This is a genomic window from Candidatus Villigracilis saccharophilus (genome assembly GCF_016711665.1).
The window spans coordinates 17868-43175 of sequence record NZ_JADJSO010000035.1; the positions used below are offsets into that span (position 1 = coordinate 17868).

The following is a 25308-nucleotide window of genomic DNA, read 5'->3' on the forward strand; positions in this document are numbered from 1 at the left end:
ATCTCCTTAAGGACAATGAATAATAAAGGTTAAATCTGCGGACGGTCAATGGGCAGTTCCATAATGAAGGTTGTCCCTTGCCCTAACTCAGACTCTACCCAAATATTACCATGATGTGCCATAACAATTTGCTTGCAAATATACAACCCCAGCCCTGTCCCAGTGACAGTCCGCTCACCTGGAACACGATAGAAACGTTCAAACAAAAAGGGCAGGTAATCTTCCGGAATGCCTTCGCCATTATCGGCAAAGGTGACGCGCAGGTAATCTCCAGCAGTCGTCATGGTGATCAATATTTCAGCGCCTGGGGCATATTTTATGGCGTTACTGAATAAATTATTAAATACCTGCGAAAGCCGCATCGCATCGCCCTGTATTGGCGTGAGAGATTCCAACTTAAAGGTGATCTTCAACTCGGGTCGGTGCGTCTTAATACGTGTCGCAACGTCGCGCAAAAGGGCATCAAGCCGAACTGGAGCGAATTTAAATTGGATGGTCTTGCTTTGCAAGCGCGCGGACTCAAGCATATCTTCGATCAATCTCGTCAGGCGGTCTGCTTCCTCATCAATGATATTTAGGAATTCGCGCTGGGTTTCCAAATCCCAGGTGGTATCCTGTCTTAGCAGGCTGGTACTGTATCCTTTAATAAAGCCAAGCGGAGTCCGAAGTTCATGTGAAATGGTCGAGACAAAATCATCCTGTAGACGCATTTGCCTTTGTACCGAATCCAATTCTGCACGCGCCTCCTGAAGATCCCGCCGCTCAATCAGCGTGGCAGCCCAAAACGCTTGCAGGGATGCCATTTGAATATGCTGCATGGAATAAGCCGGCCCGCCGAATCGAATGACCACCAACGCGCCGTTCAATTTACCGCCAACAAACAAGGGAAAACCAATAAGATGCGCCAATGCCAATCGGTCGGGGTCTTCGGAACCAAGCATAGGCTCCTTAATAACTTTTTTACCTGTTGTAATTACTTCGTTCGCAAGGCTCTCTCCCCAGGCAGCCTCAGCTTCCGCATTTTTGCCGCGCCCCATGGCCCGCGCATATGCAACTTCCAATCCTTTTGTCCGCGGGTCGATTAGATAGATCGCGACATTATCAAAAACAAAAGAACCGCGCATGGATAAAAAGATCGTATCCATCCCGGCTTTCCAGTCATGTTTTTTCTGGATTTCTTCAAATAATTCGTTCAAAAGGGTAAGTGTGACAGTATCCATGCCTACTCCCGCACTGCAAGCAAGGGGAACTTAAACGTAGAGCCTTCCCCTTCTACAGATTGAATATCCAACATCGAGCCGTGCCCTTCCACGATCTGACGGACAAGCGCCAACCCAAGCCCGGTGCCGCCAAAATGCCGCGTGGAAGATTCGTCCAATTGATGGAATACTTCAAAAACCTCATTCACACGGCTAGCAGGAATACCAATGCCCGTATCGGTTACAGAACAGACGACGAGGTTGGAGCCTTCTTCTTTTAGCGCGATCACAACGCTTCCACCCGACGGGGTGAATTTGATCCCATTATCGAGAAGTTGATTCACGACCCAGCCGATCTTCTCAGGGTCCGCCTGCACTTGCGGAATGTTCTCCGGCACCACAGCGATGACCTGCACGCCACGCTCTTCCGCCTTGCTTAATGCCGATTTTGCCACCAATGAAATAATGCGCCCAATATCAGCCTTGACCAGCTTCATACTCATTTCACCGCGTGAAGCCAGCGAGAATGTGATCAGATCATCGATCAATGTTCCCAGCCTGGTTGCAGACTTCTGACTGATCTCCAGAGCGTGGTGTTGTTCTTCAACAATCGGACCTAATGATTCTGTGATCAGCAATTCTAGATAACCTTTGATATGAGTAAGCGGTGTGCGCAATTCGTGTGAAATATTCGCCACGAAATTCGCCTTCATTTTACTCAACTCTGAAAGTCTTTCGAGTGCCTCGTTTAGATCAGCGGTACGTTCCTTGACACGCTGTTCGAGGTTGCGATTCGCAGATTGCAAAGCCGTACGCAACTGAATAAGCTGTTCGGTGATCACCTGATCCAAAGAATCACGGTCAAGCATTTTCAACTCGAGCAACGCCTGGCCTAGCATATACGGCTTGCCTAACCTGGCTTGTTCCTGTTGAAAGGAGAGCACTTTCTGCAGGTCGTCTTCGCTGATCATTCCCTTTTGAACGATGTATTCGCCCATACGAGGAACCAGCATTTCAGGGGTAAGTTTGGAAATATTGTTATTCGACATGATCTCCTCGATCAATGACTTAGTGCAGTACCCACTCCCCCCCGATCATTGTTGCAGAGGCGTGCATGGTTAACAGTTCATTGGGATCCATAGAAAAAATATCCTGATCCAGTACGATCAGGTCGGCTAGATAATTTTCAGCAAGTTTTCCAAGGCGATGTTCCGCATTGGCGGCATAGGCTGCGCCTGCAGTGTAAGCGGACAATGCCTCAGCCATCGTTAATTTTTGTTGCGGGTACCAGCCCTCGTCAGATGGTGAACCGTCTGATCTTCGGCGGGTGACCGCGGCGTGTAATCCCAAAAACGGATTGGGTGATTCTACTGGCGCATCTGATCCAAAAGCCAGATGAGCGCCATAATTCAATTGAGTCCGCCAGGCATAGGCAAGGGCCGAGCGTTCTCCCCAGAAACGATCCGCCGCGTACATATCTGACGGTGCATGGATCGGCTGCATGGATGCGATCACATTAAGCTGTGCGAAACGCGGGGCATCGTCGGGATGCAGTACCTGCACATGTTCAATACGATGGCGCAGGTGTGGAAGATTTTTTTCTGTTTCATAACTGCGAAGTTGTTCAAACGCGTCCAGGACCTCATGATTGGCGCGGTCACCGATCGCATGAACGCTCATGCTTAAACCGGCATCTGCGGCTTTGCGGCAATGTTCAAAAAGTTCCTCGCCATCCATGTTCAGGATACCGCGGTTTTCTGGCGCATCACTATATGGTTGAAACATGGCAGCCGTATGCGGACCAAGCGCTCCATCCATAAAGGCCTTGACCGAGCCGATCCAGAGCCAATCATCACCAAACCCTGTGCTTAAACCCAATTCGAAAGCATGATCAAGGCTGTCCACAGGAATATTTTTGTTGACCCGTAATTTTAATTTTCCCTGCGCATGCAATTGTTGCAAAGCCATAAAAGAATCACGGCGGTCAAAATCGTGAATACCTGTGAGCCCCATCTTCCATAAATAAGGCTGGGCTTTTTCGATGGCATGCTTTATATTTTCAATGGATGGCTCGGGGATAACATGAGCTACAAACTCCATGGCACTTTCAAGCAGAATGCCTGTTGCTCGACCACTGCTATCGCGCTGAATGATCCCGTTTTTCGGATCTGGAGTATCGCTGGCGACCTGGGCGAGATTCAAGGCAGACGTATTTGCCCAGGCAGCGTGTAATGATTTAGCTGTGAGATATACAGGGTTGTTTGGTGCGATCAAGTCCAATTCACTGGCAGTTGGCCAATCTCCGCCCTCAGACCATTCGTTTTGATTCCAGCCGTGACCCAATATCCACTCTGCAGGCGGAGTGTTTTTTGCGCGCTCTGCCACACGGCGCAAACATTCTTCCTTTGTTTTGGTTTCGCAGTCTATCTTTTCAAGTCCGAGCGCATAATATTGGAGATGAAGATGCGCGTCTGTCAGGCCGGGTAGGATGGTTCTGCCTTGCATATCCTGTTTTTCCAGCCTGCCATGCGTGAGTGATTCGAGTTGATCTTTGTCACCAACAGCAATGATCCGCGCGCCAGCGATCAAGACAGCAGAGGCTTTGGGCTGTTTTTCATCAAGGGTGTAAATATTTGCGTTATAGAAAAGTTTCATGTTGATTGGCGGTCCTCCAGCCTGCCAGCCTGTTAATCAAATTGGCAACAAGACCAGCGGCTGGCAGACAGGTATTAAGTCAATTTTTCAATGAGTGCGTCCAGCTCTTCACCAGAATAATAATAAATGGTGACTGTACCGCCTTTTTTGCCGTGTTTCAATGCGACTTTTGTTCCAAGGCTGTTTTGCAGGCGTTTCTCCACATCATTCACGTCAGCGTTACGACTGGGCTTCTTCGCCTTGATCAGTTTCTGCCCTGCGAGTTTTCTCACATACTCTTCGGTTTGACGCACATTGAAAGAGAGATTTATGACAGTTTGCAAAGCAGATGTCTGCGCTTTATGCGTGGACAATGCCAATAGCGCACGCGCATGACCTTCAGTAATCGTCCCATCCACCAATGCTTGTTTAACCACATCCGCGAGACTAAGCAAACGCAGAGTATTCGTAACCGTCACGCGATTTTTTCCGACCCGTTTCGCAACCGCTTCGTGGGACAGGCTGAATTCCTCCACAAGCTGACGATAGGCTTCGGCTTCTTCCATTGAGTTCAGGTCAGCACGCTGCACATTTTCGATCAACGCGATCTCAAGCAATTCCTGATTATTCGCCTCACGTGTGATGACAGGGACAGTCCGCAAGCCCGCCTTTTGAGATGCCTGCCAGCGGCGTTCGCCCGCGATCAGGATGAAGGTTCCATCAGATTTTGGCGTCACGATCAACGGCTGGATGACTCCATGCTCACGGATCGAGGCTGCCAATTCCGCCAATTCCTCTTCCTTAAAATGAATACGCGGCTGGCGCGGATTCGGCTGGATCGATTCCACAGCCACCTGCTGAACGCCGCCAACACCGGCAGCGCCAGTTGATGACGCGGGCTGGTTTTTTCCACCTGATGGAATTAATGCGTCGAGCCCTTTCCCAAGACCTGTTCGTTGAGCCATATAATCTCCTTAACTGACCTTTACGCCATCACTCTTCAACAGCTCTTTTGCCAGAGCTTCATAAGCCTGAGCGCCGACAGAAGCGGGGGCGTATGCAGAAATGGGCAACCCGTAAGATGGCGCTTCAGCGAGACGTATATTACGCGGGATCACGCTCTTAAATACCTGATTTGGAAAATGACCATTCACCTCAGCTACCACATCATTGGCAAGATTCGTACGGCTGTCGAACATGGTCAACACAACGCCGCGTACCATCAGTTCTGGAAAGAGCAGTGAGCGGACACGTTCGATCGTTTGCGTTAATTGTCCCAACCCTTCCAAAGCAAGGTACTCGCATTGTACAGGCACGATCACGCCATCCAGGGCTGCCATTAACCCATTCACGGTCAACAATCCAAGGGAAGGCGGACAGTCGATCAAAATATAATCATAGCGGTCTTTAACTTGCGTGATCGCTTTTCGAAGGCGTGATTCACGCGCCAGCTCATCCACCAATTCCACTTCTGCTCCTGCGAGGGAGGAAGATGATGGAAGCAGGGATAGCTTAAGCCGTTCATTCAGCAAAATGGATGCGGCAATTTTTGTATCACCCAACAATGCCTCATACGTACCACTTTGCACATTGGCTTTATCAACGCCCAGGCAGGATGTTGCATTGGCCTGCGGGTCAAGGTCAACCACCAACACACGCTGACCCAACTGCGCGAGATACGCGCCCAGATTGATCGTTGTCGTGGTTTTCCCCACACCGCCCTTTTGATTCACGAGCGTATAAACACGCGTCACAATAATACCTCCATCAAACATTCCTCGACTTCCTGTGAAGTTGGTATCCCATTCAATCCAACGCGCATCACAGAGCGCGCAGCAAGTTGAGTTGCAAAACGCGTTGCCTCCCACGGATCACGCGTCTTATGGTAACGCACAAAAAATGCCGCCGCAAAAATATCGCCCGCGCCAGTCGCATCCACTTCCTTCATCACGGTTGGGCGGAAACGACGACGGTCGCCATTCCAATACAAAACTGCGCCAGCCTCCCCTTCCGTCAGACACAGGACTCGTGTGTGATGTGCCATCTCTTCGACAAGTTCCAGATCACGATTGACATCTTCCACACTCATTACCACGGCTCCCGCCTGACCGAGTATCTGTTCATTGTTTTCCCAGGCACAAGCCGCCACTTGACCATTTTCATTCCACTTTCGCATCCATCCTTGCGGAGTAATTCCCAATAAGGATGATGGGAATTTTTCTGAAATTGATGCTTCTAATTCCTGCGCAATCGGTGCAAGGTGCACGATCGGTGAATTGCGCCAGTGTTGCGGAATATGGTTGAAAGAAAGTAACGCAGCTTGATGGTGCAAAGTCTGCCTGCGTCCTGTCTCTGTCCTCACATTTTCAAAAGTGGTGCTGTGCTCCGCAGGGATATTAAAGATTTGAATTCCATCCAGAGCCCGCAAGGGTGCGTCTTTTGCCGAAGATGTCACAATTCCCACACGCATTCCCAACGCCCGCGCAGTCAACGCGGAATATGAAACTGTCCCGCCAAGCTGTACGCCATTCGGCGTGATATCTTCAGCCACATGACCAATTACAAGGTAATCCACCGGCTGAAGCGGGGCAAGTTCGGACATGGCTTGAATTATACCGTAGCGGAATTCATCTTAAATAAAAAAGACCGCCTTAGGACGGTCTTTCAAGTATTTAATTCTATTCTTTCGGCAAAATAACCACTTTGCGATGGGGTTCTTCGCCTGTACTTTCAGTGGTCACACCGGGGTGTCCGCGCAATTCAATGTGGATGACACGACGTTCGTTGGCGGTCATTGGCTCAAGCGTGGCTTTGCGTCCGGTCTTGAGCACCTGTTCCACCATGCGAAGAGCAACCTGACGGACCTGTTTTTCACGGCGTTCTCGATAGCCTTCCACATCCACAACCAATTGCACCCACTGCTGGGTCTGCTTGCCAACGATCAACGAGGCGACATATTGGAATGCATTCAGCGTTTCGGCCTGACGACCAATAAGCGCGCTCAGGTTGTCTCCGCGCACATCCACATGAATAGTACGGCGGTCGTCAGTGCTCTTCTCATCAAAATTCGCAGAAACCTGAGCCTTCATACCGAGGTGATGGATCAACTTGGAAACGATCTCTTCCGTAGCATCCAAGACCGGGTCCGGTTCGTGGCGTTCCACTTTTCTGACTGGGACAGGAACTGCTTCTTCCTGTTCAGGTTTCTTGGCGGCTGCAGGACGCGCAGGTTTGGGCTCGCGCACCTTTACTTTTGGCGCTGATTCCGTTTTTTTAGCGGAAGCAGGCTTGGGCTCACGAGAAGACACGGCAGCTTTTTCCGCTGCTTTCGGTTTGGAAGGAGCTTCAGACACATATTCCCCAGGTAACGGGTTTACAGTCAGGCGCACCCGCACTTGGCGTCCGCCAAGCCCGAATAATCCCTTGCTGCCTGAATCCAATACCTCAACAGAAACAGCATCTGCGGTGAGCCCCAATTGGGATAGCCCTTGAGAGAGGGCTTCTTCAACGGTTGGTGCAATGATCTCAAGCGTGGTTCGGTCACTCATGGTACCTCCCTATTTTTTCTTAACGGAAGTTGTTTTCTTATCGCCGCCGGGCAGCAGGTTGCGCCAATTGGCGCGTCCGGTTGCAGCGTATTGAATAATACCGAGCAAGTTACTGGTAATAAAGTAGATCGCGATGCCCGAGGCAAAGTTCAATGCGAACCAGCCAAGCATGAGCGGCATGTAGATGCTCATCATGCCAGACATCTGCGCACCTTGATCATTCGGGTTGCTGGTGGCCGGCATAGTCAATTTGGATTGAACATAAGTGGTGAGCGCCACAACCACAGCCAATGTGGGGATCGCATAACCTAATATTTGAACAGATTCGGGGCTGCCGAGGTTCATCCAAAGGAATTTGCTGTTAAGCGGAATGATCCCTTCCACATTCTGAAATGGATAAATGGTGCGGGCAAGTTTAAGCATATCCAATGGCATGACAGATAACGCGCGGATGATGCTTTGATACAAACCAATGATGATCGGGAATTGGATCAGGGTCGGCAGGCAGGACGCAAAGGGATTAATGCCGCGCTCCTTATAAATGCGCATTTGCTCCTGGGCGATCTTTTCCTTATCTTTGGCGTATTTCTTTTGGATCTCCTGCCATTCCTTATCGTTCTGTAATTCCTGCATGGCTTGCGCACCCTTGACCTGCGAAGAGTTCAAAGGCCAGGTGATCAAACGAACGACAATCGTGAACAAGATGATCGCAAGACCGAATGTGTGCGGACCATGACCAAGCAGGTCATAGATAAATAGCAACAAATTGGTCATGGGTTGAATGATTAATTGTTCCCACATGGGACAGTCTCCTTATTTGGCTGGCGTGAACGTCCAGGCTTGTTTGCCGTCGGCATCGTACGCGGCAAGAGTGACCTCGGCCTGGTGAGGCGCAACAAGGATCAAATCACCGGAAACAACTGGGGTGGTATACAACTTGCCACCGACCTCCTTGCTCCAGACGGTCTTGCCATCAAGATCCAACGCGACGAGTGTCCCTAACTCAGAGGTCGGGTCCGCTTCGCTCGCAACATAAATCTGCCCGCCCGCAATCAATAAACCCGCCGCAACGGGCCCATCCGGTTGAACAGACCAGTTCTCTGTTCCGCTGGCAAGATCAAATGAATAAACTTTGCCGTTTAGATCTGCATAGTAAAGCGTTTCCCCATCCAAAATTGGGGAACCCCAAACTCGATTCTCTGTTTGTGTAAGAACACTATGATCCCCATTGGATTGAATGAATTCAATGCTGGAAGCAAAAGAACCAACATATGCCCCAATATTGTTCACTGCCGGGCTGCTGGGAATGGCACCGCCCAGATCGATCTCACTCACGACAACACCTTTTACAGGGTCGATAATATGAAGAAAATGATCGAGGGATGAAAGATAGATCAGCGTCCCGTCACTGACCGGTGCAGACCAGAGCGCGCCGCCAATTTCAATTGGGTCGGCGCTTTGATTTCCACTTAAGTCAAGGACATATAGGAAGCCGTCCGTATTCGGAGCATAGATCATATCATTCATAACAAGCGGAGCGGCAACCCAGGCGCCTTTAGCCCCTGTGAAAACCTTGGCCCATTTTTCCTTCCCCGTTGCAGGATCAAGACTGATGAATTTGTGATCTTTGGCGCCTGCGCTCCCGATCAACAATTGTCCATCCGTCGTCAAGACAGGATTGGCAAAAAACAAAACTTTGCTGTCTGCCTTTTCAGGGTAACGCCAGATTTCACTGCCATTCTGCAAATCAACTGCGTAAATGAATGAACCAGCGGATACGTAGGCACGTTCTGCATCTGCTGCAAGTCCGTACCAGTTATTAACAACTGTACCGCCCGAACAGGCACTTAAGAACATAGCGCCAAGCACGAGAAGTGAGATCAAGATCATTTTTTTTGTTTTCAAGTTGGTACCTTCTCCTATCTGAACGTAACAACAAATTTGCTGTTACAGGAATATCGCTAGGGAACCGGGTCGTATCCGCCGGGATTGAACGGATTACAACGCAAGACGCGCCAGGCTGCCATGAGTGAACCTTTTAGCGCGCCATATTTATAAACAGCTTGGTAGCCATAATGAGAGCAGGATGGATAAAAACGACAGGTATTTGCAGGCAAGGCTGGCGAGATCAGCATTTGATACAAACGGATCAAAGCAAGCAGAGCGATGCGCGGAAAATTAACCAGTTTGCGCGGCATGTCACGCAGAAGTGGTTCACTCGAATATTCATGTGAATGGATTTCTTCTTCAGGATTCATCCGCGGAGAGGATCTTTGCGCGTTGGAGGAGAGCTTTTACTGCAAGGCGGGTATCAGTCAAAGTGGCGGTCACAAGCGCGGGACGGGCTATCAGTACCAGGTCCCACCCAGAAGCGAGGGAAGACAACATCGGCCGCATGGCTTCACGCAAGAGACGTTTGGCACGGTTACGACGGACTGCCGTTCCCGTTCTTTTGCCCGCGGCAATCCCCACTCGAATTTGAGTGGAGGTTTCACTGGCTCGTGCTACTAACACAACAAGCGGATGGGCATAGGACTTGCCAATTAGCCGCACCCGCTTGAAATCTTCGGATCGGGACAGTCGAAACTTTCTCTGCACCCGCGCCTCATTGTGAATCGTTGCGCACTAAAGCACGCAGAGACCTACCATCGAACTTTCTTGACGTGCTCGTTGGACCTAACTGTGAGTTTATAGCGGCCACGCAAGCGGCGGCGCTTAAGCACGTTGCGGCCATCGGCAGTGGACATGCGCTGTCTAAAGCCGTGTACACGAACGCGGCGACGGATCTTGGGTTGGTATGTTCTTTTAACCATTCGAAACACTTCCTTATTATGTAAAGATGATTGCGCAAATCCCACATGGGGAACTGGCTTGCAGGGGTTAGACTGGCGGGATATTATACCGTAAAGAATCTGATTCGGTCAATTTTGAGTCGTTGAATTTTAATCTTTTCATGAGCACCGAACCGCACCTGCTCCCCTTCAAAATCTAGGATCCAGTCACAAAATACTTATCCCAGATTCTTTGTTTGGCGGCATCTTCTATGAAAGAAGACTCAAATGCATAGCGATTGCAAACAGCAATATCGTCCATGCTCATTCCAAGGACCTCATGCGCAATGCGGTACTCGTTATTCACATTCGTCTCCAACACCTCAGGATCGTCAGAGTTTATCGTCACGCGCACACCAAGGTCGAACAGCTTTTTCAGTGGATGTTCTTCAATGATCGGGACGGAATTGGTCAAATAATTACTCCACGGATTAACCTCAAGCGTAATATTACGTTCCTTGATCAATTCGATAACATTCATATCTTCAATACTATGGATGCCGTGCCCGATGCGGTCAGGCTGAAAGGCAAGGATTGTGTCCCTAACCGCTGAGGCGGGTGTATCTTCACCTGTGTGAATCGTCACCTTCAAACCAGCGTCCTTTGCCTTCAAGATCGGCTTGACAAAATTATTCATGGGGTACAACATTTCTCCATCTGCCAGATCAACAGCTAGAATGTGCTGTTTATGACGAATCGCCCAATCCACAGTTTTAATACACGACTCAGCACCCATGCCGCGTGAAGTGATGGCAATGATCCCGATCACCATATCGAACTGGTATTCTGCCCTTTCTTTGGCTGTGAGCAAGCCCTCCAGGCAGGAATCCCAATCTACGCCATGACCATGAAACGCCCAATCCGGCGAAAAGCGGACCTCGAACAATTTGATATTTTGCCTGGAACAGTCTTCAAATAACTCCCACGCAATACGTTCGAACACTGCAGGGGATGTGATGCTGTTCTGAAAAATAGCAAATGCATCCAATACCGCCTGCAGATCTCGAAGCTGGTCATAGACCTTTACATGACGATCCAACTCGCGGGCTTCATACGAAGGCAAAATCAAATTGTACTGACGCGCAATATCGATAATGGTCTGCGTACGGATCGAGCCTTCAAGGTGGCAATGGATCTCGGTCTTTGGAATATCATTATATTTTGGGTCAAAATTTTTCATAGTTCACCTGTAAGATCGGGGTCATCTTTTCTATTTTACTCCGTGCCTAACTTTATAACCGCTTGAAGTAAAACATTCGCACCGTTGACACAATCTTCCCATTTAGTGAATTCTCGTGGAGCATGGCTGGCGCCGTCCACCGATGGGACAAATATCATACCGATCGGGCACATGTCCACAAGGGATTGCCCATCGTGACCGGCACCAGAGATTAGTGAAGTATGCGTCAAGCCCAGGCTATTACAAGCATCAACAAAGGCGGTCTTAATTTTTTCGCTGGCCAAGCTGGGTGAATGTGAACCTAAAAATTCCTTCTTCAATGCCAAGCCAAACCGATGAGCTTCCATTTCAGCACATACCAATAAAGCAGAACCAACCTGATCAAATTCCTCATCACTTGGCGCGCGAAACTCAAGCGCTACATTTACCAGCGCGGGGACAATATTGAACGCACCCGGCGTAAATTCCATTTTGCCTACATTGACAACGCAATTCGGAAAATCCTTCATCACGATCTCGCGCGCCGCGAGCGTGAAAGCACTCGCGCCTAACGAGGCGTCCGCACGGTCGGTCATCAAAGTGGAGCCCGCATGATCAGCACGTCCGATAAAACTCAGCCGATAGGAACGAATCCCAACGATGGCGGAAACAATGCCAACATTGATCCCATTTCGCTCAAGCCGTTTGCCCTGTTCAATGTGTAATTCCAAATAGCCCGCCAATGATTCCTTTGGGCGAGCCGCAGACAACATACTTTCATCGGTTAACCCGGCGCGAGCCATCCCTATCTCCAAATTTTCACGCCCACCGCGCGGATTTTTCAGATCATCCAGATGAAGATGACCAGCCAATGCCGCGCTTCCAAGCAGACCGACCAACGTGCCTTCTTCATCCGTGAAATCGATCGCTTCCAAATTGACCTTGAGCATGATCCCGTTTTCTTTGACAGTTCGCAACACTTCGAGAGCCGCTATTACGCCAAGCGCGCCATCAAAGCGTCCGCCATTCGGAACAGAGTCAAGATGTGACCCCAAAAGGAGCGTTTGCGCGTTTGAACAATCGCACGTTAATGTGGCAGAATAATTCCCGGCGCCGTCCATACTGAAATCCAAGCCTGAGCGTTCGATCTGTTCACGAAACCATTTACGCGCGGCAAGATGCGCCCCGCTGAATGTGACGCGGTTCACGCCGCCATCACCTGTCGCGCCGATCAAGGCTAATTTATTAAACATATCAAGCATTCGGTCAGAATTGACGCGCAGGGTCGAAATAGATTCAGCCATATGTTAATTCTCCAGTGATAAATCAAAAAGGAGTCGAACCAGACTGGCTCGACTCCTTTTATAACCAAAATAATTTATGAGCCCAAATATGTGATCAATGAAACAATTCCGTAAATTGTGCCAAAACAAATAACGCAAATAAGCACCATCTTGCCAACAGCCACAAGTTTGTTGTCGGGTTTTCGCATGGATCATTCCTTTGCGCGTTTAAAATCGACAAAACGATACCCAACGCCGCGCTCGGTCAGAATATACTTTGGATCGGCAGGATCCTTTTCTAATTTTTGGCGAAGATAGTTAATATAAAGACGGACATAATGAGGTTCATCGCGATATTCATATCCCCAAACTTTTTGAAGCAGCTGATCGTGGGAAACGACCCAACCCGCGTTCTGGACCAGGTGAAATAGCAGGCGGTATTCGGTGGGACGAAGTTTCACTAGCTTGCCTTCGAGCCAAATCTCGCGGCGATCAAAATCAATTTTGAGACGTTTGTCAATTTCCAGCAGACCGTGCATGGAGCCTGTCGTACCTTCAGTGCGACGCAGGACAGCCTTGACGCGGCTGACCAATTCACGCGGGCTGAACGGTTTGGTAACGTAATCATCCGCGCCGCGCTCGAGACCGCGTACGCGATCATCTTCTTCGCCTTTGGCCGTCAACATGATGACTGGCACATTCGTAAACTCTCGCAGGGCTTCCAAGACTTCAAAACCGTCAAGGTCAGGCATCATGATATCGAGCAGAATAAGATCGGGGGTTACATCGCGCAATCTTTGAATGGCTTGCTTACCGTTAAAAGCTTCGCTCACTTGAAAGCCATCATGCTCAAGGTTCATACGGATGAAACGCACCATGCGCTCTTCATCATCCACAACGAGTATGCGGCGGCGATCCAATGAATCAGACATACTATTCCCTCACAAAACCAATGATCTTTTCTTCCTCGGCACTTTCAAGGATCTCAATAAAGTTGATCTTGGCTAACGGCCAAATTACCTTGGTGACATTTTGATCCAAATAGTGAAGATCCTTGCCATCGCGCTGACGAGGGTTAAAAACCAGGATACTGCTATCCGTGGGTTTTGGAAGTTCTTCCACTTCCCCGGCAACCGAGGTTTCGCCCACAATATGTAAAATGACTGTATACGCCATGATCGATACTCTTTCTACGAGTTTCTTACCAGGATCTGCATTTTCAATTTTCCGAGCGCAACAATATCACCATGGTTAAGTGTTTGTTCCACATTGGGAGTGAGACGCTTGCCGTTGATATATGTTCCGTTGGCTGAACCGAGATCCATAAAAATGATCTTGTTTCCATCGCGTTTAATGACCCCATGCAAACGCGATACACCCGCCGCGTAAGCCTGATAAGGCGACAGGTCAATATCAGGCATGATGGGCTGGCCTTCGCTGATACGTCCCATGGTAAATTCATTCCTTACTGAAAGCGGCAGTACCTGGCCTGTATCGAGTAAATGCAGGCTGCCCCACGCATCGCTGCCATCGAAAGGCTGATACACATCACTCGTGGAGGGTCTTTCCTTGTTTGCCTCTTCAAACTGCTTTGTTGTGATGTTTTGAGTAGTAAGGTCTTCCCTGCCTACCAGTTGTGCGCCGCACTCTGCGCAAAACATGGCGCCATCCAGATTGCTATGTTTACAATTTGAACAAATGATCATCTTGGCTTCTCCTTTTTATCTGCTATAAGTAGTGCACGGGTATTATATTTTATATCCTTGGATCCATTGGCGGTCCAGGCATGCATTCTTTCAAGATTATCGGCTTCCAATAAAGCGGTCTTTGCAAGGGAATTCTCACCTTGCGCAAGCAAATGGGTTGCCAGGTTCTGCAGGTGACGCGATGCCGCATCATACTGGCCCTGATCTGCAGAGGCTCTGGCGCGTTCCTGCAATCGATAAAGTGTCAAACGCGAAAGCGCGCTCAACATTCTCGTTGGCGGCGGCTCAAGGGACGGATTCACTTGCACTTCGCGACTAAGGTTAAAACGAATGGGCGGAACAGGAGTGGGGTGCACGGTAATGGACGCTTTTAACGAACCATTCAACAGGGCGACCACATCTTCAGTTAACGCGGGTGAATTGACAAGGAACTCAAACAAGACCTGCAGGGGTGTATCACGAAGAATCGGGCCAAGGTGCATGGGGGATTCAAGTACGACACAACCGCCTTCAGGCTGAAGACGAAATACGTAATTAAGTTGCACATGCTCAGATGTTTTAAACTCAAGCAGAACATCATCCGCAAAGGTGCTGATCAGGGTATTAAATTTATCAACAAGCAATCGTTGAATATCTTTGGGCTTTGAAATATATGCCGAGGAACCGCCTGTTTTGCCCGCCAGGGCATCCAGGAAAATATCGTTCCAATCATTACCAATGCCCATGCCAGTGATACCGATATTCATGGAGGCAGCTTCTTCGGCAAGTTTCAGACAAGCTTGTTCATCACCGTAAGTTTGTCCATCGGTCAGTAGAATGATGTGATTGACCCGCGACGGATCAAGCGTGCGGCGAATTTCCTTTAAACCCGCCTGCAACCCGTTGAAAATTTCAGTCGCCCCGGAAGCCTGTATCATTTGGATACGGTTTTCCTGTTTCTTGTTATCAATATTCAGGGAGGCGGGAACGATCACCTCGGCATAATCGCTAAAGGCAATGACGCTTAATACGTCTTCAGGGCGTAAACTGCGAAGCAATTGGATCGCAGTGGCTTTGACCATATCCATTTTATCGCCCTGCATGGAAGTGGAACGATCAAGTACAAGACATAGGTTTAACGGCGGGGTCGGGAGGCTTTCTTTTTCGGTGCGTGCGCCAATATCAAGAAGCACGTAGACCAGCTGCTGTTCGGATAATTTAACCAAATTAGGACGGCTGAAAATGATCTCATGTTTTAGGACTGAATTGGCTTCGATCTCAGGAGGCAGGGTCGCATCATACAAGACGCGCCGTTTTGGGTTTGAAAGAACTTCATAGGCTTTCTGTATCTCAAGGAATAATTCCGTCTCGCCAGCCGCAACATTTTTATCCGGGTGCAACCGTTGAGCAGATTCGAAATAGGCGCGCTTAATCTCCTCCTGTGAGGCATCTCGAAAAACTCCCAAAACGGCGTAATAATCCAGTTTATTAAAAAGCATTCTATCCAATCATTTGCGCAAGGATAACCGTAATATTGTCCGGGCCACCGGCCTCATTGGCGGCTTCCACCAAATTCTGGCAGGCGCGGTTTAGGTTCGGCGCTTCGGTGATGCAGCGAAGGATCTCCTTCTCACTGATAACACCCCACAACCCGTCACTGCAGATCATAAGGTAGCCCGTCTGCGGGAATGGGATGGTAAAGATATCGGCTTCCAAGGTATCACCCTGTCCCAAGGCCCGGATCAGGACATTGCGATGGGGGAAATTTTCGACTTCATCCTTACTGAGATGCCCGAGTTCCTCCAGCCGCTTGACCAGCGAATGGTCGCGCGTGATCGCATCGATCCTGCCGTCAGGGTAAATTGAATAAGCACGGCTATCTCCCACATGGGCAATGGTCACCTGCTGTCCCAACACCAGCGCGGCGGTGACAGTGGTACCGCTGCCGGGCGCTTCACGCTGGACATACTGATGCGCTTCGGCGATCGATGTTTCCATGACCTCCTGGAGAGATTCCTGCAGGCTGACTGAGGGTAAATTATAAAGATAGGAGTGGAATTTTTTTGTGATGTTGCCGCCCATGATACGAACGGCGGCGTTGCTCGCCACTTCGCCGAACTGATGCCCGCCCATGCCATCTGCGACAATATACAAGCCAAAGGGAATACTTTCGGTGCTGCCAGAGATTATAGATGTAAGCGCAAGCACGCTATCCTCATTATGATCGCGTTGTTTTCCCACAGATTGACCCACACTCGCGGTTAGTTGTTTTGTTTCATTTTTGAGGTTTTGAACAGCAATGATCGAACTGATCTGCTGATCACTGAGCGGAGCAGTCGTGGCCATGTCGATTTGAATCTGCTTTTCTGGATTCTCTTTTTTACCAAATAATTTTCGAAAAATATCTGTCACAACGACTCCTTTTAAGCAAATAGTGCATACACATGATGGTCTGTCGAACCAAAATAAACAATGTCATCGAATACCACAGGCGAGCCGGTAATCGCAGATTTGGCTTCGAACTTCCAACGCAAACGACCTGTGCGATATTCGAGGCAATACAGGCTGCCATCCACAGAGCCGCAATACACAGAATCTTTGTAAACAGTTGGAGAACTGCTTACTTGATTTTCAGTGCGGAACCGCCAAACTTCCTTGGCTGTACGCGCATCCACACAATAAATAAATCCATCCGCCGCGCCGACAAAAATAAAGTCATCTGCGAGCGCGGGAGAGGAAACAGAACCCTTCCCAAGACGGAATTTCCAGATCGCCCAGCCGTTCTTTGCATCCAACGAGTACAAAGTACTATCAACCGACGCGACATAAATATATTGTCCCTTGCTGATCGGTGAAGATGTAACTGAACGTTTGGCTTGAAAGCGCCATCTCAATTCGCCGCGGAAATCGAGAGCGTAAAGGGAACCGGCTTCAGTGCCAAAGTAAACCATCTCATTCGCAACCAGCGGTGAGGAGTGGATCGGCGCGTCAGTGGCAAATTTCCAGATCGCGCGGCCGCTGCTGACATTCACCGCATGCAAGTTTTGGTCATCTGAACCAAGGAAAAGGTGCCCATCTGCGATACGCGGGGAAGAGTATATCTTTCCATCTGTATAATATGTCCACACCAATTTACCAGTCCGTGTGCTGACCACATGCAAGCGTTTATCTTCCGAGCCAAAAAACACATTGCTATCATAAACAATCGGACGGGAGACAATCCCACCCTCAGCGGCATACTTCCATTGGAATTGTCCATCAGCCGCATTCAATGCGTACAGATTATTATCATAACACCCGATGAAGATCATGCCTTGATGTAAGACCGGGGTACCGCGGATCTCATCTTCACATTTAAAAGACCAGAGCGGCTTAATGCCACCACTGGAAACCGGCAAGGCAGCAGTGATCTTTGAAAGCGCGCCAGTTTTTCGCGCCACATTCATCAAAGCTTCCTTCATCGCCGCCGCGCTGGAGAAGCGATCTGCAGGGTTATATTGTAAAGCAGTATTAACAACTGCCTCAAATTCGTTTGAAACATTTGAATTAATTCGGCGTAGCGGACGTTCGGCAAAAGAAAAGGGCGGTTCAAGGCGCGGGTCGCGGCGGGTGATGGCGTGATGCAATGTCGCGCCAAGGGAATAAATATCGGCGATCGGGGTTGCTTCTCCGCGATACTGCTCGGGCGGCGAATAGCCTTCGGTACCGATCATCGTTCCCTTTGAGCCTGACTGGAAGGTCTTCGCGATGCCAAAATCAACCAACACCACGTCCCCATTATGATTGATCATCACATTGGACGGCTTCATATCGCGGAAAATGATCGGGTCTGGTTTATGCCCGTGTAAATACTCCAACACATCGCAAAGCTGGATCGCCCAGCTGATGACCTGATCTTCGGGCAGGAATCCATTCGCGTCATTGATCACGGTTTCCAGATCTTTGCCGTGCACAAATTCCAAAACCAGATAGGAATGATCGTTATGGGAAAAATAATCGTAAATTCGCGGAATGGCGGGATGGTTTAGCGTGGCAAGCATATTCGCTTCACGCTCAAAGTTTTGAACGATCGTCTGCCGTATGAGCGGGTCGGGGGCAAGGTTAATCATCTCCTTCACCGCTACCAGCTTAACCACATTCGGGAAATGCAAGTCGCGGGCGCGATAGACTGACCCCATCCCCCCCACCCCGATCACATCCTGAATGGTGTACCGTTCAACAAGCGTAAGGCCAGATTGAAGCTGTTGGCGTGAAGTTTTGCCACTCCCTGATTCCGTGCCCATGGGCGATGTAATTTTTCTTGTTTCCAGAGCAGACTCCTGATCACAACCACTTTGAACTAATGAGTGACACTGCGCGCTATATCGAAGATTTTCCGAAAAAAAATAATTTGAATTTCAGGAACCCTCAAAAACTCCACGCGAGCTGAATTAATGAATTATAGTGTGCAGTAGGGGGAATTGCAAATAGCAGACTGATAACAATCTTGTCAGACAGGGACTTGCGGGGAAACTGGTTATACGGCAAAATGAACGCATTGTGAAAATCCTCGCAGTAAGTGATCAGGTTGTTGACCGTATCTATGGGCTGGTTTCCAGTGGCCATTTTAAGGATGTCGAACTTATCATCGGCTGCGGTGATCTGCCTTATGAATACCTAGAATATTTGGTTACCATGTTGAACAAACCCTTGTATTATGTTCCCGGAAATCATGACCCGAAATTCGAACCGCAAACTGCGGCGTCACGCGCTCAAGGCGGTTCCAATCTGGACCTGAAAACTGTCCGGCACAATAAATTTCTGATCGGCGGTTTTGGCGGATGCGTCCGCTACCGCCCGGACGGGATCAATCAGTATACTCAAACAGAAGCCTACTTGCGCGCATATTCAATGCTTCCAAAGCTATTCCTTAACATCATGCGGTACGGCCGCGCATTGGATATCCTCATCAGCCATTCCCCTCCATTTGGGATCCATGACGACACAGATCCCGCTCACCACGGCTTAAAAGCATTGAACTGGCTATTACACATTGCAAGACCGCGTTATCATTTCCACGGACATACTCATTTCTTTAAAAAAAATATTGTGAATGCCGAAACAACCATCGGCATCACAAAGATCATCAACGTATATCCATACAAAACCATCAATTCAAATTTTTAGCAAGAAAAATAAAGCGAGATAACAAACCCATGACCGACGAACTTCACTCCCGTGTACGCGCAGATTTCAGCAAAGCGCGCTTCAAATCCTTTATCAATCAGATCATCTCATCTTTTTCAGGCAAACCGACAAATTTACTTTCCTATGACAATGTCAAAGAAAAACTGCACATCGGCGGCCCGATCTATCGCGGAGTAAAAACCATCCGTGTGGAACAGATCGCGGGGAGCCTGAACCGCTATCATGAATTTGACCGCGCCTTCCTTCCCAAGGAAGATCAGCTTGCCAGCCGCTGGCAAAAAGTTGATCGCGCCTTCTATGAGGATATTCATCTTCCACCCGTGGTTCTCTATAAAGTAGGCGATGTATATTTTGTCGTGGATGGCCATCACCGCGTCTCTGTGGCACGCGAACAGGGGCAGGAATATATCGAAGCAGAGGTCCGCGAATGTGCGACGCGCGTGAACATCACAGCCAACATCAAGACAGAAGACCTGGAAATTCTCGGCGCCAAGGTTCATTTCCTCGAACGCACCGCCCTCGATCATATCCGCCCGGACGCCAACATCAAGATCACCATCCCCGACGGCTTCGAGCGCATGTTGGAACATATTGCCGTGCACCGTTACTTCATGGGGCTCGATCTCAAGCGCGATATTTCCGAAGAGGAAGCTGTGGCGCATTGGTACGATACTGTTTATCTTCCCATCGTTGATATCATTCGCAACAGTAAAATTTTAAAGGATTTTAAAGACAAAACTGAAGCCGACCTGTATTTATGGACGCTTGATCACCAGCATTATTTAACTCAAGAAAAGGGTCAGGCGCTTCAACCTCCAGAAGAAGCAGCGCGTCAATTTATCGAGGAAAAAGAGTAACCATTATGACCGATTTGCACCCACTCGCTGGAGTTTACGCCGCGGCAGTGACTCCGCTCAAACTCGATTCAACGCTTGACCTGGAAGCTGTTCCTGTTCTACTACGATTTCTCGCCTCAAGAGGATGTCACGGCGCGCTGCTCTTCGGCACCACTGGCGAGGGACCATCCTTCTCCCCCAAGGAACGCGAGACATTCATGCGCTCGGTACGGGTGTACCGCCAGCAGCTGCCAGGATTTAAATTACTGGCTGGGACTGGCACGCCGAGTTTAAGTGAAAGCATTGACCTAACCAAACTAGCCTTTGACCTTGGCTACAACGGCGTGGTTGTATTGCCTCCATATTATTTTCGCAAGGCAACGGATGAAGGTTTGTTCACCTGGTTCAGCGAACTGATTAAGAAGGCTGTGCCCACAAAAGGACATTTGCTCGGCTATCACATTCCCAGCGCAACAGGCATTGGCTTTTCATTGGATCTGCTCGCGCGGTTAAAAGATGCCTTTCCCACTCAATTTGCGGGTATCAAAGACTCATCGCATGATGAATCTTTTGCAACGGCATTAGGTCAACGCTTTGGAAAAGATTTACTCGTTTTAAATGGAACTGATTCCTATTTCCATCATGCGCTGAAAAATCACGCTCAGGGAGCCATCACCGCCCCGGCAAATTTGATCTCAGAAGGCTTGCGTGAGATCTGGGATCTGTACCAGGAAGGCAAAGACCCAACTGAGGCCCAGGCGCGTGTGGCACAGCAAAGACACATCCTTGAAAAATATATGCCCTTCCCACCGATCTTGAAGGCATTACTTCACAGACTGCACGACATGCCGCGCTGGTCGGTCAAGCCGCCACTGGAAGCAGTTTCATCTGAACTTGAAGATCAAGCATTGAAGGATTTTGAAAGTTTACAAGTTTGAATGTTTACAAGTTAACTTTCTAACCTTCCAACTTTTCAACCTTTAAACCCAAATGAACTGGCGACTCCTTTACACTCCCCCATCCACTGGCGCATGGAATATGGCTGTGGACGAATCCATTCTTGAGCATATTCATCGCGGCGAGGCATTGCCTACATTGCGGTTGTACTCGTGGAATCCGCCATGCCTGTCATTGGGTCATGCGCAATCTTTTGCGGATGTGGATATGGAACAGGTCAAGGCGCACGGCTGGGAAGTTGTCCGCAGGCTGACGGGGGGACGAGCAATTCTGCACACAGATGAATTAACTTATTCGGTGACAGGCAGCGCGTCAGAACCAATTCTTTCAGGCAGTATTTTGGAATCCTATAATCGTTTAGCACAGGCTTTGATGTTTGCAGTTCGTGAATTGGGATTGCCAGTGGAATTGAAGGAACACTCTCCTGCGGGGGAACCTGCAACCTTAAACCTTAACCCTGTTTGCTTTGAAGTTCCGTCCACGTATGAGATCACGGTGGAAGGAAAAAAGTTGATCGGCTCGGCGCAGGCGCGCAAGAAGGAAGGCGTGTTACAGCATGGGTCGCTTCCGCTGACGGGAGACTTGACTCGCATTTGTCAGGCTTTGGTGTTCAAGGATGAAGCCGCGCGGGAGCATGCGGCGCAAAGATTACTGGCGCGCGCCACGACGGTCAAATCCGTTATCGGCGTGGAAACTGATTGGGAAACAGCAGCCCAGGCTTTCGTTAAAGGATTTGAAGCCCAGTTGGGAATCCGCTTTCAGCGTGGAGAATTATCCCGATCCGAATCTGAAAGAGCGAATGAATTGATCATAGAAAAATATGCAAACCCTGTCTGGACGGAGCGCTCATGAAAAACTTTATGGTGTATGGTTCGTACGGTTATACGGGACAGTTGATCGTTGAGCAGGCGGTGAAGGCGGGATTGAAGCCATTGCTCGCGGGGCGTGACGAAAAGCAATTGCGCGCGCAAGCCGAAAAGTTTGGCTTGGAATATCGCGCCTTTTCCATTGAAAATTCTGCTGCGCTTGATTCTGCGTTGATGGAGGTGGATGCAGTTCTGCATTGCGCAGGTCCGTTCGTGTTGACATTTCGGCAGATGGCGGAAGCGTGCATCCGCACCAAGCGGCATTATGTGGACATCAGCGGCGAGATCGAAGGCTTTGAAGCATTGGCGCTGATGGATGAAGAAGCACAACGCGCGGGCATCATGTTATTGCCCGGCGGCGGGTTTGATGTGGTGCCTTCGGATTGTTTGATCGCGCATACCGCGGGCAAACTTCCGAGCGCAACCCATCTTGAACTTTATATAAAAAGCGTCGGCAGTGGAGTCTCACGCGGCACGGCGCGTTCTGGAATTGAAAACATGCAAAGAGAAGGGCGCATCCGCCGCGACGGAAAGATCATCAGCGTGCCGAATGTGTGGGGTACAAAAGATGTGGACTTCGGGCGCGGCCCTTCGCGGCTGGTCTCGATGGGCTGGGGCGATATCAGCACGGCCTATCACAGCACGGGCATTCCCAACGTGACCGTGTATATGGGCTTTCCAAAAGAGATGGTCAATATGATGGGCATGACGCGTTATTTTGGTTTTTTACTTTACACGCGCACCGCCAGGAATTTTATAAAATGGCTGATCGGAAAATTCCTCGCACCAGGACCGACGCGCAAGCAAAATGAAAACGGACTCAGCATGTTGATCGCAGAAGTGACGGATGGCAAACAAACTGTCCGCGCAAAATTAAAAACTCCCGAAGCGTATTATCTGACCGCGCTCACTTCTGTTGAGATTATGAGGCGCATCTTAAACTCTGATTTTAAATCTGGTTTCCAAACCCCAAGCAAGGTCTACGGCGCAGATTTTATTCTGCAATTCAATGGCGTTGAACGAACGGAGATATAACCATGGACCAACTAAACCCCATCATCGAAGGCAACAAAGCAACTATTTTATGGAAGGGCAAGTCTGCCCCGCATGTCATTGACGACATTCACTTTTGGGATGATGCGCCGCAAAAAATGAAGCGCATCGAAAAGGGTTTATGGGCATACTCTCTCGAACTTCCAGCCGCCGCATATCTTGAGTATTCCTTTTATGAACCGCGCACAAAAACACGGGTTGAAGATCCATTGAACAGCAATACGGTTTTTAACGGCATCGAGCATTACAACCATTTCTTTTACATGCCCGACCTTTCCCCTGCCGAACTTGCTGTCAGAAGGAAGAATGTGAAACGCGGCAGGGTAACCCAGCACGTTGTTGACACGTGGATGCTTGCGGAAGGCGGAGAACGTGAGGTATATCTTTATCATCCGCCCGTCAGCGGACCCGTTCCCTTGCTGGTGGTCTACGACGGCACGGATTATCTCAAACGCGCCATGCTCAACGTGATCGTGGATAATCTCATTCACGAAAAGCGCATTCAGCCGATCGCCATGGCATTCGTGCAAAACGGAGACGATCATCGTGGCGTGGAATACGCCTGCTCGGACGCGACCATCATGTGGCTCGACAACATCATCCTGCCGCTGGCGCGCAGGAAATTAAATCTGGTGGATGTCCGTGAACAGCGCGGCGCATATGGCGTGCTTGGCGCATCCTTTGGCGGATTAATGTCCATGTACACGGGACTGCGAATGCCTGAAATTTTTGGGAAGGTAATCAGCCAGTCAGGTGTGTTCGAATCTGAAGGGCGGGATTTCGCGGCTGTGGACCTGATCCGCGCCAAACGATCACGCGAGATCAAGATCTGGATGGACATCGGTCATTTTGACTGGCTGTTGGAAGACAATCGCCGCCTGCAGCCCATTCTGCTTGAAAATGGCTACGATGTCACCTACCGCGAATTCAGCGGCGGTCATAACTATACCTGCTGGCGCGATGAAGTCTGGCGCGGTCTTGAACATTTATTTGGGATGTAGTGCATTCTAAAACTAAACTGGATTCGAAAATCTCATTTCGTAATGTTCCACTACTGGGAATGGATCATAGAAATGATGCAATCGCTTTTTCCATTCCTGATATTCGCTTGATCCACGAAATCCAATCGTATGCGCTTCCAGAGTTTCCCATTGAACAAGTAACAAATACCGATTTTGTTTTTCCAAACAATGCTGCAACTGATGTGACACATATCCCGCCATACCGGCGATAATGCCAGACGCATCGCAAAACGCGGATTCAAATTCCGTTTCTTTCCCAGAAATTATATCCATAATAACGACTTCCAATATCATTTTTTTTGATTCCTTTTTCAATGCGCCTCGAAACTCCGCCGAAAACTGCTTCGCGATTTTAACAGGCATTTCACTAACTCCCAACCATTTTCAAACGCGCTTTTTGTGATTCCTGGAATTACCGACTCCTGCAACTCCTTCCAGGATAAACATTAGAAAAATTGTAATCGTCATGTTAACCAGCGCCAAGTAAAATCCATCCTGCAATAGAATGTGATATCGAGTTGCTAAATAACCAGGAAAAGCCCATAGCAAAGCGCTAAGCAAAAAGTTGCCGTCGGAATATAGATTACGGCAAATGCTTACAATGAATGCCAATTCAGTACTGATCCCCGTCAAAATAATTTGATTGTTTTCTATTAACAGGAAGGCCAGGGAAGTCGCACCTCCCAGGAGAGTCGCCGCTAAAATGGCTTGTGTTGAAGGAGACAGTTTGTGATCGATTCGATCAATAATCCATTGGGCAAGCCTCAGGCCAAACCAAACTGCCAGCAGGACCGGGATCAGAACGATCATAGAATCACGCAGCCAGCTTGAGACAGATGGAAAAATAAGCTCCGTCGAGCTATATCCATATTGATGCCATTCATTGAGCCATATAACTCCGCCGCAGGCAATAAAAATAGCAAGTACAGACTTCTTCGTTAAAGTATTAAGTATCATATTCTGGCATCCCAGTCCAATAAAAAATACATTTCAGCAAATCGTTAATGGTTAATCTGGGTCTGCCTTATTTTTTGGATAAGGCAAACCC

At 49.0% G+C, this 25308-nt stretch carries 27 protein-coding genes and 1 pseudogene; 6 read left to right on the forward strand and 22 right to left on the reverse strand.

The window, feature by feature from the left end:
• Positions 1-29: 29 nt before the first annotated feature.
• From IPL17_RS12070 to IPL17_RS12165, 20 genes and pseudogenes are all read right to left on the reverse strand, one after another.
• On the reverse strand, positions 30-1220 hold the full coding sequence (locus IPL17_RS12070; RefSeq protein WP_345307341.1) for a GAF domain-containing sensor histidine kinase: 1191 nt from the start codon (positions 1218-1220) through the stop codon (positions 30-32).
• Positions 1221-1222: 2 nt separating this feature from the next.
• Positions 1223-2248 (reverse strand): ATP-binding protein, encoded by a 1026-nt coding sequence (locus IPL17_RS12075; RefSeq protein WP_345307342.1) that lies wholly within the window; start codon positions 2246-2248, stop codon positions 1223-1225.
• A gap of 19 nt (positions 2249-2267) precedes the next feature.
• Positions 2268-3854, reverse strand: coding sequence for an amidohydrolase (locus tag IPL17_RS12080; RefSeq protein WP_345307343.1), 1587 nt, complete (start codon positions 3852-3854; stop codon positions 2268-2270).
• Positions 3855-3928: 74 nt separating this feature from the next.
• Complete coding sequence (locus IPL17_RS12085; RefSeq protein ID WP_345307344.1) at positions 3929-4798, reverse strand: ParB/RepB/Spo0J family partition protein; 870 nt, start codon at positions 4796-4798, stop codon at positions 3929-3931.
• 9 nt (positions 4799-4807) lie between these two features.
• The gene (locus tag IPL17_RS12090) at positions 4808-5587 is read right to left on the reverse strand and encodes a ParA family protein (RefSeq protein ID WP_345307345.1); all 780 of its coding nucleotides are present in this window, start codon (positions 5585-5587) and stop codon (positions 4808-4810) included.
• On the reverse strand, positions 5584-6435 hold the full coding sequence (locus IPL17_RS12095) for a PfkB family carbohydrate kinase (RefSeq protein ID WP_345307346.1): 852 nt from the start codon (positions 6433-6435) through the stop codon (positions 5584-5586). The genes IPL17_RS12090 and IPL17_RS12095 overlap by 4 nt, the downstream gene beginning before the upstream one ends.
• 76 nt (positions 6436-6511) lie before the next feature.
• Positions 6512-7381, reverse strand: a complete 870-nt coding sequence (jag, locus tag IPL17_RS12100) for an RNA-binding cell elongation regulator Jag/EloR (RefSeq protein ID WP_345307347.1) — start codon at positions 7379-7381, stop codon at positions 6512-6514.
• 9 nt (positions 7382-7390) lie between these two features.
• Positions 7391-8182 carry a YidC/Oxa1 family membrane protein insertase gene (locus IPL17_RS12105; protein ID WP_345307348.1) on the reverse strand — a complete coding sequence of 264 codons (792 nt, stop codon included), beginning with the start codon at positions 8180-8182 and terminating at the stop codon, positions 7391-7393.
• A 12-nt stretch (positions 8183-8194) separates the two neighbouring features.
• Entirely contained in the window at positions 8195-9286 is a 1092-nt protein-coding gene (locus IPL17_RS12110) for a PQQ-binding-like beta-propeller repeat protein (protein WP_345307349.1), read from the reverse strand.
• Between the two features lie 59 nt (positions 9287-9345).
• Positions 9346-9579, reverse strand: a pseudogene (yidD, locus tag IPL17_RS12115) (membrane protein insertion efficiency factor YidD); the annotation flags it as partial.
• Between the two features lie 49 nt (positions 9580-9628).
• A complete protein-coding gene (rnpA, locus tag IPL17_RS12120; protein WP_345307350.1) occupies positions 9629-9979 on the reverse strand; it encodes a ribonuclease P protein component in 351 nt (116 codons plus the stop codon).
• 44 nt (positions 9980-10023) lie between these two features.
• Positions 10024-10194 (reverse strand): 50S ribosomal protein L34, encoded by a 171-nt coding sequence (gene rpmH / locus IPL17_RS12125; protein ID WP_345307351.1) that lies wholly within the window; start codon positions 10192-10194, stop codon positions 10024-10026.
• Between the two features lie 175 nt (positions 10195-10369).
• Entirely contained in the window at positions 10370-11392 is a 1023-nt protein-coding gene (gene add, locus IPL17_RS12130; protein ID WP_345307352.1) for an adenosine deaminase, read from the reverse strand.
• 35 nt (positions 11393-11427) lie between these two features.
• Positions 11428-12675 (reverse strand): Zn-dependent hydrolase, encoded by a 1248-nt coding sequence (locus IPL17_RS12135; protein ID WP_345307353.1) that lies wholly within the window; start codon positions 12673-12675, stop codon positions 11428-11430.
• Positions 12676-12866: 191 nt separating this feature from the next.
• A complete protein-coding gene (locus IPL17_RS12140; RefSeq protein ID WP_345307354.1) occupies positions 12867-13586 on the reverse strand; it encodes a response regulator transcription factor in 720 nt (239 codons plus the stop codon).
• Position 13587: 1 nt separating this feature from the next.
• Positions 13588-13830 (reverse strand): hypothetical protein, encoded by a 243-nt coding sequence (locus tag IPL17_RS12145; RefSeq protein ID WP_345307355.1) that lies wholly within the window; start codon positions 13828-13830, stop codon positions 13588-13590.
• Positions 13831-13844: 14 nt separating this feature from the next.
• Positions 13845-14360, reverse strand: a complete 516-nt coding sequence (locus tag IPL17_RS12150) for an FHA domain-containing protein (RefSeq protein ID WP_345307356.1) — start codon at positions 14358-14360, stop codon at positions 13845-13847.
• Positions 14357-15838: a DnaJ domain-containing protein gene (locus tag IPL17_RS12155; protein ID WP_345307357.1), complete on the reverse strand. Its 1482-nt coding sequence runs from the start codon at positions 15836-15838 to the stop codon at positions 14357-14359. The genes IPL17_RS12150 and IPL17_RS12155 overlap by 4 nt, the downstream gene beginning before the upstream one ends.
• Position 15839: 1 nt before the next feature.
• Positions 15840-16751 (reverse strand): protein phosphatase 2C domain-containing protein, encoded by a 912-nt coding sequence (locus IPL17_RS12160; RefSeq protein WP_345307358.1) that lies wholly within the window; start codon positions 16749-16751, stop codon positions 15840-15842.
• Positions 16752-16762: 11 nt separating this feature from the next.
• Positions 16763-18622: a serine/threonine-protein kinase gene (locus IPL17_RS12165; protein ID WP_345307359.1), complete on the reverse strand. Its 1860-nt coding sequence runs from the start codon at positions 18620-18622 to the stop codon at positions 16763-16765.
• A gap of 256 nt (positions 18623-18878) precedes the next feature.
• Between IPL17_RS12165 and IPL17_RS12170 the strand changes: the two genes are divergently transcribed.
• From IPL17_RS12170 to IPL17_RS12195, 6 genes are read left to right on the forward strand one after another with little or no spacing between them, the layout of a single operon-like run.
• Positions 18879-19505 carry a metallophosphoesterase gene (locus IPL17_RS12170; RefSeq protein ID WP_345307360.1) on the forward strand — a complete coding sequence of 209 codons (627 nt, stop codon included), beginning with the start codon at positions 18879-18881 and terminating at the stop codon, positions 19503-19505.
• 29 nt (positions 19506-19534) lie between these two features.
• Positions 19535-20383, forward strand: coding sequence for a hypothetical protein (locus tag IPL17_RS12175; RefSeq protein WP_345307361.1), 849 nt, complete (start codon positions 19535-19537; stop codon positions 20381-20383).
• A 5-nt stretch (positions 20384-20388) separates the two neighbouring features.
• Positions 20389-21300 carry a dihydrodipicolinate synthase family protein gene (locus tag IPL17_RS12180; RefSeq protein WP_345307362.1) on the forward strand — a complete coding sequence of 304 codons (912 nt, stop codon included), beginning with the start codon at positions 20389-20391 and terminating at the stop codon, positions 21298-21300.
• Positions 21301-21352: 52 nt separating this feature from the next.
• On the forward strand, positions 21353-22171 hold the full coding sequence (locus IPL17_RS12185) for a lipoate--protein ligase family protein (protein WP_345307363.1): 819 nt from the start codon (positions 21353-21355) through the stop codon (positions 22169-22171).
• Complete coding sequence (locus tag IPL17_RS12190) at positions 22168-23220, forward strand: saccharopine dehydrogenase NADP-binding domain-containing protein (protein WP_345307364.1); 1053 nt, start codon at positions 22168-22170, stop codon at positions 23218-23220. The genes IPL17_RS12185 and IPL17_RS12190 overlap by 4 nt, the downstream gene beginning before the upstream one ends.
• A 2-nt stretch (positions 23221-23222) precedes the next feature.
• Positions 23223-24239, forward strand: coding sequence for an alpha/beta hydrolase-fold protein (locus IPL17_RS12195; RefSeq protein WP_345307365.1), 1017 nt, complete (start codon positions 23223-23225; stop codon positions 24237-24239).
• A 12-nt stretch (positions 24240-24251) separates the two neighbouring features.
• On the opposite strand, the gene IPL17_RS12200 is transcribed toward IPL17_RS12195, so the two are convergent.
• Complete coding sequence (locus IPL17_RS12200) at positions 24252-24554, reverse strand: antibiotic biosynthesis monooxygenase (protein ID WP_345307402.1); 303 nt, start codon at positions 24552-24554, stop codon at positions 24252-24254.
• 90 nt (positions 24555-24644) lie between these two features.
• Entirely contained in the window at positions 24645-25217 is a 573-nt protein-coding gene (locus IPL17_RS12205; protein WP_345307366.1) for a hypothetical protein, read from the reverse strand.
• Positions 25218-25308 lie beyond the last annotated feature (91 nt).

What these genes read in the sequence shown, in the direction of transcription:
- IPL17_RS12185 (WP_345307363.1), top strand. Translation starts at nt 21,353, where the DNA reads ATGAACTGGCGACTCCTTTACACTCCCCCATCCACTGGCGCATGGAAT.
- IPL17_RS12095 (WP_345307346.1), bottom strand. Translation starts at nt 6,435, where the DNA reads ATGTCCGAACTTGCCCCGCTTCAGCCGGTGGATTACCTTGTAATTGGT.
- IPL17_RS12205 (WP_345307366.1), bottom strand. Translation starts at nt 25,217, where the DNA reads ATGATACTTAATACTTTAACGAAGAAGTCTGTACTTGCTATTTTTATT.
- IPL17_RS12165 (WP_345307359.1), bottom strand. Translation starts at nt 18,622, where the DNA reads ATGGGCACGGAATCAGGGAGTGGCAAAACTTCACGCCAACAGCTTCAA.
- IPL17_RS12175 (WP_345307361.1), top strand. Translation starts at nt 19,535, where the DNA reads ATGACCGACGAACTTCACTCCCGTGTACGCGCAGATTTCAGCAAAGCG.
- IPL17_RS12200 (WP_345307402.1), bottom strand. Translation starts at nt 24,554, where the DNA reads ATGATATTGGAAGTCGTTATTATGGATATAATTTCTGGGAAAGAAACG.
- IPL17_RS12145 (WP_345307355.1), bottom strand. Translation starts at nt 13,830, where the DNA reads ATGGCGTATACAGTCATTTTACATATTGTGGGCGAAACCTCGGTTGCC.
- IPL17_RS12105 (WP_345307348.1), bottom strand. Translation starts at nt 8,182, where the DNA reads ATGTGGGAACAATTAATCATTCAACCCATGACCAATTTGTTGCTATTT.
- IPL17_RS12080 (WP_345307343.1), bottom strand. Translation starts at nt 3,854, where the DNA reads ATGAAACTTTTCTATAACGCAAATATTTACACCCTTGATGAAAAACAG.
- add (WP_345307352.1), bottom strand. Translation starts at nt 11,392, where the DNA reads ATGAAAAATTTTGACCCAAAATATAATGATATTCCAAAGACCGAGATC.
- IPL17_RS12075 (WP_345307342.1), bottom strand. Translation starts at nt 2,248, where the DNA reads ATGTCGAATAACAATATTTCCAAACTTACCCCTGAAATGCTGGTTCCT.
- IPL17_RS12155 (WP_345307357.1), bottom strand. Translation starts at nt 15,838, where the DNA reads ATGCTTTTTAATAAACTGGATTATTACGCCGTTTTGGGAGTTTTTCGA.
- IPL17_RS12070 (WP_345307341.1), bottom strand. Translation starts at nt 1,220, where the DNA reads ATGGATACTGTCACACTTACCCTTTTGAACGAATTATTTGAAGAAATC.
- IPL17_RS12085 (WP_345307344.1), bottom strand. Translation starts at nt 4,798, where the DNA reads ATGGCTCAACGAACAGGTCTTGGGAAAGGGCTCGACGCATTAATTCCA.
- IPL17_RS12140 (WP_345307354.1), bottom strand. Translation starts at nt 13,586, where the DNA reads ATGTCTGATTCATTGGATCGCCGCCGCATACTCGTTGTGGATGATGAA.
- IPL17_RS12195 (WP_345307365.1), top strand. Translation starts at nt 23,223, where the DNA reads ATGGACCAACTAAACCCCATCATCGAAGGCAACAAAGCAACTATTTTA.
- rpmH (WP_345307351.1), bottom strand. Translation starts at nt 10,194, where the DNA reads ATGGTTAAAAGAACATACCAACCCAAGATCCGTCGCCGCGTTCGTGTA.
- IPL17_RS12180 (WP_345307362.1), top strand. Translation starts at nt 20,389, where the DNA reads ATGACCGATTTGCACCCACTCGCTGGAGTTTACGCCGCGGCAGTGACT.
- IPL17_RS12135 (WP_345307353.1), bottom strand. Translation starts at nt 12,675, where the DNA reads ATGGCTGAATCTATTTCGACCCTGCGCGTCAATTCTGACCGAATGCTT.
- IPL17_RS12190 (WP_345307364.1), top strand. Translation starts at nt 22,168, where the DNA reads ATGAAAAACTTTATGGTGTATGGTTCGTACGGTTATACGGGACAGTTG.
- IPL17_RS12150 (WP_345307356.1), bottom strand. Translation starts at nt 14,360, where the DNA reads ATGATCATTTGTTCAAATTGTAAACATAGCAATCTGGATGGCGCCATG.
- jag (WP_345307347.1), bottom strand. Translation starts at nt 7,381, where the DNA reads ATGAGTGACCGAACCACGCTTGAGATCATTGCACCAACCGTTGAAGAA.